The following is a 7,570-nucleotide window of genomic DNA, read 5'->3' as shown; positions in this document are numbered from 1 at the left end:
GCCCAAGACCGTCCCACCCATGCAAAACCCCCGCTACACTCCCCACCGCCAGGCCGTTGACCAGCAGAAATACAGAAGTCCGGCTGGAGTATTAGCACTCCAGCAGCACTTTGACGTTTTCCCAGTTCAGGGGCGGTCTGGGTGAGTGTAGGGGGCTGGGTTCCGGCCTGTGCTCTCTTTCCCGGACCGCCCCTCGATCGTGTGCAGCCGCCGCTGACAGGGGCAGCGGCGAGCGACGGCTTGGCATCGTCCGCGCCAGTGTGACCCTCTCAGCGCGGGCCTGATTGAGCGCGTGTGACGGGTGTACCTGGCCGTAGGCCGTGGGTGGGCTTCTTCGCCCGCCGCCCACGCCCCGTGTCTGCCGGATCAGTGGCCGATCACCTGGCGGTCGCGTGGCAGACGGCCTACGGGATGCACCCGGATCCGGTGCGCACGTACAGCGAAGCCATCAAGGCAGTCGAGAGCGCCGCGCACGCCACCATCGAGCCCAACAACGCCAAGGCGACGCTCGGCACCATGCTCCGCGTGACCCGCAACTCGCCCTCGAAGTTCACCACCACGCTGTCCACGCCGACGGGCAAGGAGTCCATCGCCCCCGTGGAGGCGATGATGCGCGCGCTGTGGGAGGGGCAGACCTCCCGCCACGGCGGGCAGACCGCCACCGTCCCCGAGACCCTGGAAGCCGCCCGGGCCGGTGTCCACCTCGCCGCAACCCTAGCGCAGTGGTTCGCCTCCGGCGCCGTCGTCCGTACCCCTGACCCAGGTTCTGGCTCCCGATACCGAGAACTTACCGGGAGCCAGAACCGAGGCTGTGAGAGAGGACCACGTGTCAGGAGGGCGGGACTCGCCGGGCCCGCAATCAGCCGCCCCGGGTAGTGCCAACTGTCGGTGTGCTCGGGGGAGGCGTCCCGGCGCCGCTGCAGGGGCCGCGCGCGGGGCGCGCAGCGAAGCCGCCACGGGTCAGGCCACTGAATGAGTCACCGTCCCGCTGTAGAGTCCGCCGATCGCGTCTTGCGGAATGGTGATCTCCAGGGTGGGGTTCCAGCTCGCGCTGTTGTTTCCGCTGCCGGAGGCCTTGGAGAACGCGGTGCGCGTGGCTGCTCGAGGCTGACCCGGGCGGCACGCTGCGCTACGACCAGTCCTACGTCCGCCACGAAGGCCCGCTCACCCGGCTGAAGTTCGGGCACATGGCGGCCGCGCTGCCCCGCATGGTGGCCATGGTGCTGCGTACCGGCTGGCAGACGGACCGGCGGGCGCTGGCCGGGGTCGTGGCAGCGCAGCTCGGGCAGGGCGTGACGGCCGGGTGGGGGCTGGTGGCGGTCGCCTGGCTGCAGGGCCAGTAACGACGCCCCCGCCAGCCGGCACCCGGGCCTGCCAGGCCCTGGCTCGCCCGGGTCCCCGTCACGAGAGCGCGGCACCCGTCTCATGGCCGAGGTAGTGTCCGCCTCGGGCTGACTTGCTGAAGCAGGCTCTGTGCGACTGGAGTTGCTCCCTCCCCAGCTGGTGCGCAAGGATCCCGGTCCACACCCACCACACGGGCAGGGCAGGGGGCCGCAATGCCGTGGGAAGACGGGAAGACCCGATACGTAGGGAAAGGGACGGTAACGCTCGCCGACGGGCGCGAGGTCCCGATCGTCGCCGCCCTGGTGCTCAAGCTCGATCCCGAGACGGTGCCGGACTTCACTTACGACCGGCACACCACCTGGGTCGGGAGCATCCACACGGACACCGACGACAACCTCTGGGACGCCTCCCCCGGCCTGCTGACCCTCCCCGACGGCCGGGCAGGCACGTTCATGACCACGAGCGGGCCGCCCGACCTCGTCGGCGTCTCCGGTATCGGACCGGCCCCATTCGGTCCGCTCCGGGACACCGACGCGCACTGGGAGGCACCCGAACTCGCCGTTGCCGATGCCCCTCCCCTGGACGGGGACGAAGCCGATGACACGCAGCGGGCCGCCGAGGACCGAGAACGGGGCGCGACGGCGGGGCATGACGGCCGAAGAGCTTCAGGCCCGCTACCGCGTCCGGTGGATTCCCGACTGACATGACACGCCGTTGCCCAGCGCCGGACCGTTCTCGGACGCGGAAAGAACCAGGGCGCCGGTACGGCCGAGACCCCTGACGTGAAAGCCGTGGGACATGACTTGGTCCCTGCCCGAGCCGATGCTCGCCAGCACCGTGGACTCCGCCGCCCTGCCGTGCGGGCGGGTGGCGGAGCCCGAGTGGAACGGCTACCGCGCCCAGCTCGCTGTGTATGCGGGCCGTAGGTCGGGTCGTGGTCGGCCCGGCCACGGAGCCGACCTGCTCCTGGCTCGGTGTTCAAAACCGTTGATCGGTCGGAATCAGTAGCTCCTCTGCGGCGATCCTTCCTGACGAGCGGGATCTCGCGGGCGAGTTAGAGGTCGTCGGTTCAGTGGGTCGCTGAGCAGCGAAGGGCATACTCAGCCGCGAAGCTCACCGCCGACAAGCTCCAGCAGCTGGCCGACTGGGGGTTGGATTGGGCGGCCTGATCGTTCAGCGATGACGGCGCCCGCCCCGGGGATGGCGCCGTCCGGGGTCATCTGCGGCGTCTCCGGGTAGCCGAAGTGCTGGATCAGCCCCGCGGCGAGGGCAGAGGTGGCCGCGGTCAGGCCCGGTCCGTCCTCGGCCAGGTCGTCGATATCGAAGACGGACGTCGCCTGGGGCGGCTCGGTCACCTGGTGGGTGCCAACCGTGCCGCCCATGTTCGCAGGGCCGCGCGGGTGGCGTAGTTCGGCTGGTAGGTCGGGCGTGACGGGCACGATCGTGGCGCGCACCGTGGCCGTGCCGCCGACTGCGGCGCGGTCGCGCGCGTGGCGGGCGAGCAGCCGCAGGCCGGACCAGACGTCGAGGACCAGGTCTTCGTCCTCGATCAGGCTGGAGGTGGTGTTGGGGTCGATCTGGCGGGGCGGGGCGAGGTCACTGCGGTTGGCGGCGATGGCGGCGAAGGAGCCGGCGCCGCTCTGGTGGAGTTCGCACGCGATCCATGTGGCCTTCCCGGGTTCGGGGCCGCCGTGCGCGATCAGGCGGCGGCTGCCCACTGTGACGTGGCGGACAGACACCATGCGGGGGATGACGAGGAGGTCCTTGTCCATCGTCTCCTGGCGGAAGGCACGCAGGGTCTTGGTGTCGAGGGCGAAGTCCCCGCTGAGGTCCGGGACCAGGGTGACGACGACGTAGGTCTGGTCGCTTGTGTCCAGGCGGCTGATCAGGTCGCGTTCGTAGCGGATCAGGTCTTCGTGGCGGGTCTGGCGGCGGGCGAAGCGGTCCTGGTAGGCGGCGGCGACTTCGGCCTCGGTCAGGTAGACGATGCTGGCGCCGTTGCGGCGGGGGTAGCGCAGGCCCTCGTTGACCAGGACTCCGTGAGGTGCGGAGGGACTGCGGGGCACGGCAATCATCAGGACCCCGTGGCCGGGCTGGCTGGGGTCCTCAATCTGCCTGACGTCGAAGGTAGGCAGCGGGTGGACCTGGTCGGCGACGATATTGCGGATCCGCAGCACCTCGCCGTCGCTGAGTGCGACCCCGGGGGAGTTCCGCGGCTCGGGCCTGGTCGTCTTCAGTGACTCCGAGCAGCAGGACCCCGCCAGCGGTGTTGGCCAGGGCCGCCACGTCCCCTGCCAGGTCCCGCCGGGCCCTGTCGTTGCCGCCGTAGAGCTCCCCCTTGAACTCCAGGTCGTAGGACTCGGAGACCGCGTTCGTCTTCAGGCCGGCGACTTGGGCGTACGACACTGCGTCCAGCCGGGCCCCGAAGAGCCCTTCCAGACGACGGGAACGAAGAGCAACCATGACGCCCGATACTGCCCGAGGTATCCTCATCCGTCACGAGACGGGCTACTGCACCAGCGCGGCGAGGGCTTGCTCGGCCATCTGCACGCCCATCGTGGCCGCGATGGTGGTGCCGGTCTCCAGGAGCTTGTCCTTGAGCTGGGTGGCGAACTGCCGCAGGCGGCCCGGCTCGGGGTTCGGGGAGGTCGCTTCGGCGTGGAGCTCCTGGGCGACGCGCTCCAGCTCCACACGGTCTTGGTCGGACATGCCCAGGGTGGTGCTGACCTGGCCGATGTACCCGGCGAGCTGGGCGAACAGCGTCGGGTCGACGCCGTCGGTGTTGTTCTGGGTGAAGTGCTGCTGCTCGCCGATGATGACGCCCTTGGCGTTCGGCATGTAGTTGTTGTATGTGGTGCCAGGGCGGGGCTGGTTGATGTGGTCCTGCACGCTTCCTCCTGCCAGGGCGCAGCTGACGCCCCGGGGTGTGATGGCGACCGTGGCGGGGTCGGTGTCGATGCGTTCGATCAGCTTGTGCTCTGTCAGGTGGGCGAGCGCTTCGTGCAGCTCGGTTCCGGTGATCTCGGATCCGGCGAAGTAGGCGGCGGGAGTGGCGAGGAACAGCACCGGGTTGACGGGCTTCTGGTCGCCGGCGGTGTCGAACAGCCAGCGCTGGAAGGCGTCCATGGTGTAACGGAGCCGGGCGGCGCGGTCCTGCCACAGCTTCTTCAGGCGGTGGATCGCGGCGCGGCCTGCGTCGGTGAGGTGGACGTCGGGGGTGCCGCCCATGGTGCGCGCGACTCGGACCAGGTCGCGCTGTTCCAGCTCGAAGGCGAGCACGGACGCGTCCTCGCCGTGCATCTGCTGTTCCTCGACGAACCGGGTCACGTCGATGTAGTGCGAGGGGTTCAGTTGGGCCTGCTCGTCCAGCCACATCAGGAGCCGGGCCAGGATCGGGTCACCTTCGGCGGTGTCACGGCCGGGCACGAAGCCTCCTTCGGAAGACGTCTCCGTCTGGATCGGCACGCGGATCGGCTTCCGCCGGGCCGCGCGCTCATAGCCCTTGGCGATCTCCTTGAGATGCTTCTCGATCGCGCGCTGATTGATGGAGTTGCGGGCCATGCTGCCCTCCCGTCTCAAGTACCTCAGTGCCAAGGGTACGGAAGGGGTCCGACAATGGGCCGTCCGTTTTCCGGGGCGGCACGGCGGGGATGGGGGTACTCGCCAAAACCGGGCGGGCACCCGCGTATCAGCTGTCAGTCGGTCGGGGCAGAGCGTCCCGGTCTGCTCGCCGGTGGCCCGCGCGGTGGCTTCGGCGTCAGTCAGGGCCAGCACCTGCGTGGGGTGGGCGGTACCGCCGATCGGGGCGAGCCTGCGTGCGCCGGGTGCCGGTGGGGACGCGTCCCAGGATGACGGCGGCGAACTGCTCGGGGTCTGCGGTCCGAGGACGTGGGCGGTGGGGTAATGTCGAAGAGCACGTGCATGCGGGCCCGGCGGCCGTCGAACAGGACCTGGGACAGCGCGTCTATGGCCGGGGACGTCATCGGGTCGCGGGAGTCACGGGTCTTGTCCCGTAGCGGGCCAGCCGTCGCGCACGCGCTTCTTGTAGGCGGTAGCAAGGGAGCCGACTGCGGTCCCGACACGTCTACTGCCGAGGCTCACCCTTTAAAACCAGTGGCCTCACCGGCTTACACATTCGTGGCGTGGAAACCGAGGCGCGAAACAGACTAGTCACCCCAACGTCGCGAACATGTACGGCACGTGAAATGCCAGGTCGACAGCAATTCACACACGATCTCGGCTGGCAAAACGGACGAGGCGCACCGGACGTCGGGAAGTCTGGGGAAGGCGTGGGCGGCTGTTCACCGGCAGTCGGAGATTCCGGCGGCGCGACGCCTGTACTTCACGGCGACGCCTCGGATTTGGAGGGAGCGTCCACCGAGCTGGCAGGTGCGCCAGGGAGCGCGGGACCCACTGCCGGCGGAGCTTGCGTGTTCGATGGATGACCCGGCAGTGTTCGGGCCGATCGTGTAGGAGCTGGGCCTGGCGGACGCCATCAGCCTGGGGTTGCTGGCCCGATATCAGATCCTCGTCGTAGAGGTGCGTGACCCTGTGGTGACGCCCGAGCGGTTGAGGCCCCGTCCGCGGCCGTGGTGCAGGAATGTTCGATGCCTTGTGCTTGCGGCTCAGTTCGGTGTGGGCCTTGCGGCGGATCGGGGTGATGACCGCAGCGCGCCTGATGTGCTCCCTTGCGCGTGCGGAGGATCCTGCTGATCAATGGAGGCGGTGGCCCTCGCGCCCTGTTGTCCGCCAGCCTCCGAACCCGGTTGGAACCGCGAGACAAAGAGAGAGTGGTTAGTTCATGCGCCCTGAGGACAAGTCCCTGTCAAACCTCGGCCCGCTGCCGCCACGGGCCAGGCTGGCCCGTGGCGGAGTCATGGCATCACTGGCCCTGGTGATGCTGGGCCTCAGCACCCCTGCCCTCGCCGGCACCACCACCCCCGGCAACCCAACCGGAGACACCTCTCTCGCGGCAGACCACGACCGGTGCAACAAATTCACCTACGACAACGGAACCTTCAGCTTCACAACCGACCACGGCCGAAACAAGTGCAAGGGACCGACCGGAGCCACCGGCGCCACCGGACCTGCGGGACCGACCGGAGCCACCGGCGCCACCGGACCTGCGGGACCGACCGGAGCCACCGGCGCCACCGGACCTGCGGGACCGACCGGAGCCACCGGCGCCACCGGACCTGCGGGACCGACTGCTACCTACGCCCGCCTCGGCGAACCCCTGAATGTACAGCCTGGCCAGACGGCCACAAGCACAGCGTTTTGCGATCCGGGAGACATTATTACCGGGGGTGGAGAGGCGGTGGTCGGCGTGCCAGGGTCCGTCCAAAGCTTTACCACGGCTCCAGGCTCCTGGAGCGTGACCGTCACTAACAGCTCCACGACTCCTGTCCTCATCCAGGCCGAGGCGGTGTGTGCGAACGTTTCACCCTGATCGTCTCCCCGCCGAGCAGTAACAGCCTCGACGCCGTGCGAGGTGAGCGGGCAACCCCGGCGGGGACGGTTTGATGCGGGGCCCCATTGTTTTGGCGGGGTACGCGGATCGGGCCGGAAGGCTGTGGTGGATCGCGGAGATGTGCGCGCGCTGCGCGGCCGCCACCCCCGGCTGCCGGGTCCTGGACACCGCCCCGCCACCGCCACGATCCCGCACCATCCCGGTCGGCACCGACCCTGACGCGCGGTGTAGGCGGGGAGAAGTCGGAACGGCCCCGGACCGCTCACGGCGGATCCGGGGCCGTTCGGGCCACCAGGCATCTCTCAAGGCCGCGACAAGTGCCCCATGAGTTGCGGAGGCCTTACCTTCCCGGGTGATCGACTCAAGGTCACCGAGTAGGTCCGCGTTCGCAGCGCGGGTCGGGAAGGCACGCCCGTGCTCAAAAATGAGGAAGCTCGAAGTGGCACCACCCAGCAAGTAGACGCCGGAGCCGTCAGCTTCTCGTCGAAGCGACTGCGGGCCTCCATACGCCGCCGCAACCGCAAGACGACGATGATCGCGAGCGCCACGTTGATCGTCACCAACGCCGGACTCTGAACCGTTCCGGGTTTGATCGAGACTCTAGTACTCCAGCAGCACTTTGACGTTTTCCCTGTTCAGGGGCGGTTTGGGTGAGTGTAGTGGGCTGGGTTCCGGCCCGTGTTCTCTTTCCCGGACCGCCCCTCGATCGTGTGCAGCCGCCGCTGATAGTGGCAGTGGTCCGGGCAGCCTCCCGGC

Annotated in this window: 7 protein-coding genes; 4 read left to right on the top strand and 3 right to left on the bottom strand. The window is 69.0% G+C overall.

Translation table 11 applies throughout. The annotated features are described in order from the left end of the window. The first annotated feature begins 369 nt into the window (after positions 1 to 369). The 3 genes from AC0699_RS38800 (at position 370) to AC0699_RS38790 (ending at position 2,051) form a co-directional block, all read left to right on the top strand. Positions 370 to 876, top strand: a complete 507-nt coding sequence (locus tag AC0699_RS38800; protein ID WP_478671022.1) for a hypothetical protein — start codon at positions 370 to 372, stop codon at positions 874 to 876. Positions 877 to 1,208: 332 nt separating this feature from the next. Next, positions 1,209 to 1,343 (top strand): hypothetical protein, encoded by a 135-nt coding sequence (locus tag AC0699_RS38795; RefSeq protein WP_478671018.1) that lies wholly within the window; start codon positions 1,209 to 1,211, stop codon positions 1,341 to 1,343. A gap of 213 nt (positions 1,344 to 1,556) precedes the next feature. Beyond that, positions 1,557 to 2,051: a hypothetical protein gene (locus AC0699_RS38790; protein WP_478671015.1), complete on the top strand. Its 495-nt coding sequence runs from the start codon at positions 1,557 to 1,559 to the stop codon at positions 2,049 to 2,051. A 393-nt stretch (positions 2,052 to 2,444) separates the two neighbouring features. On the opposite strand, the gene AC0699_RS38785 is transcribed toward AC0699_RS38790, so the two are convergent. Genes AC0699_RS38785 through AC0699_RS38775 form a run of 3 tightly spaced genes read right to left on the bottom strand, consistent with a single transcriptional unit; the run spans position 2,445 to position 4,905 of the window. Then, positions 2,445 to 3,419, bottom strand: a complete 975-nt coding sequence (locus AC0699_RS38785; RefSeq protein ID WP_478671011.1) for a hypothetical protein — start codon at positions 3,417 to 3,419, stop codon at positions 2,445 to 2,447. Between the two features lie 31 nt (positions 3,420 to 3,450). Beyond that, the gene (locus AC0699_RS38780; protein WP_478671007.1) at positions 3,451 to 3,807 is read right to left on the bottom strand and encodes an AlbA family DNA-binding domain-containing protein; all 357 of its coding nucleotides are present in this window, start codon (positions 3,805 to 3,807) and stop codon (positions 3,451 to 3,453) included. Between the two features lie 45 nt (positions 3,808 to 3,852). Continuing rightward, positions 3,853 to 4,905 carry a hypothetical protein gene (locus tag AC0699_RS38775; RefSeq protein WP_478671003.1) on the bottom strand — a complete coding sequence of 351 codons (1,053 nt, stop codon included), beginning with the start codon at positions 4,903 to 4,905 and terminating at the stop codon, positions 3,853 to 3,855. A 2,323-nt stretch (positions 4,906 to 7,228) separates the two neighbouring features. Here AC0699_RS38775 and AC0699_RS38770 point away from each other — a divergent pair. Continuing rightward, on the top strand, positions 7,229 to 7,390 hold the full coding sequence (locus tag AC0699_RS38770) for a hypothetical protein (protein WP_478670999.1): 162 nt from the start codon (positions 7,229 to 7,231) through the stop codon (positions 7,388 to 7,390). Positions 7,391 to 7,570: the final 180 nt, after the last annotated feature.

Source organism: Streptomyces sp. NPDC043870 (assembly GCF_056435785.1).
The sequence above is the reverse complement of the archived record's forward strand: the minus strand, read 5'-3'. Positions and strand labels throughout refer to the sequence as shown.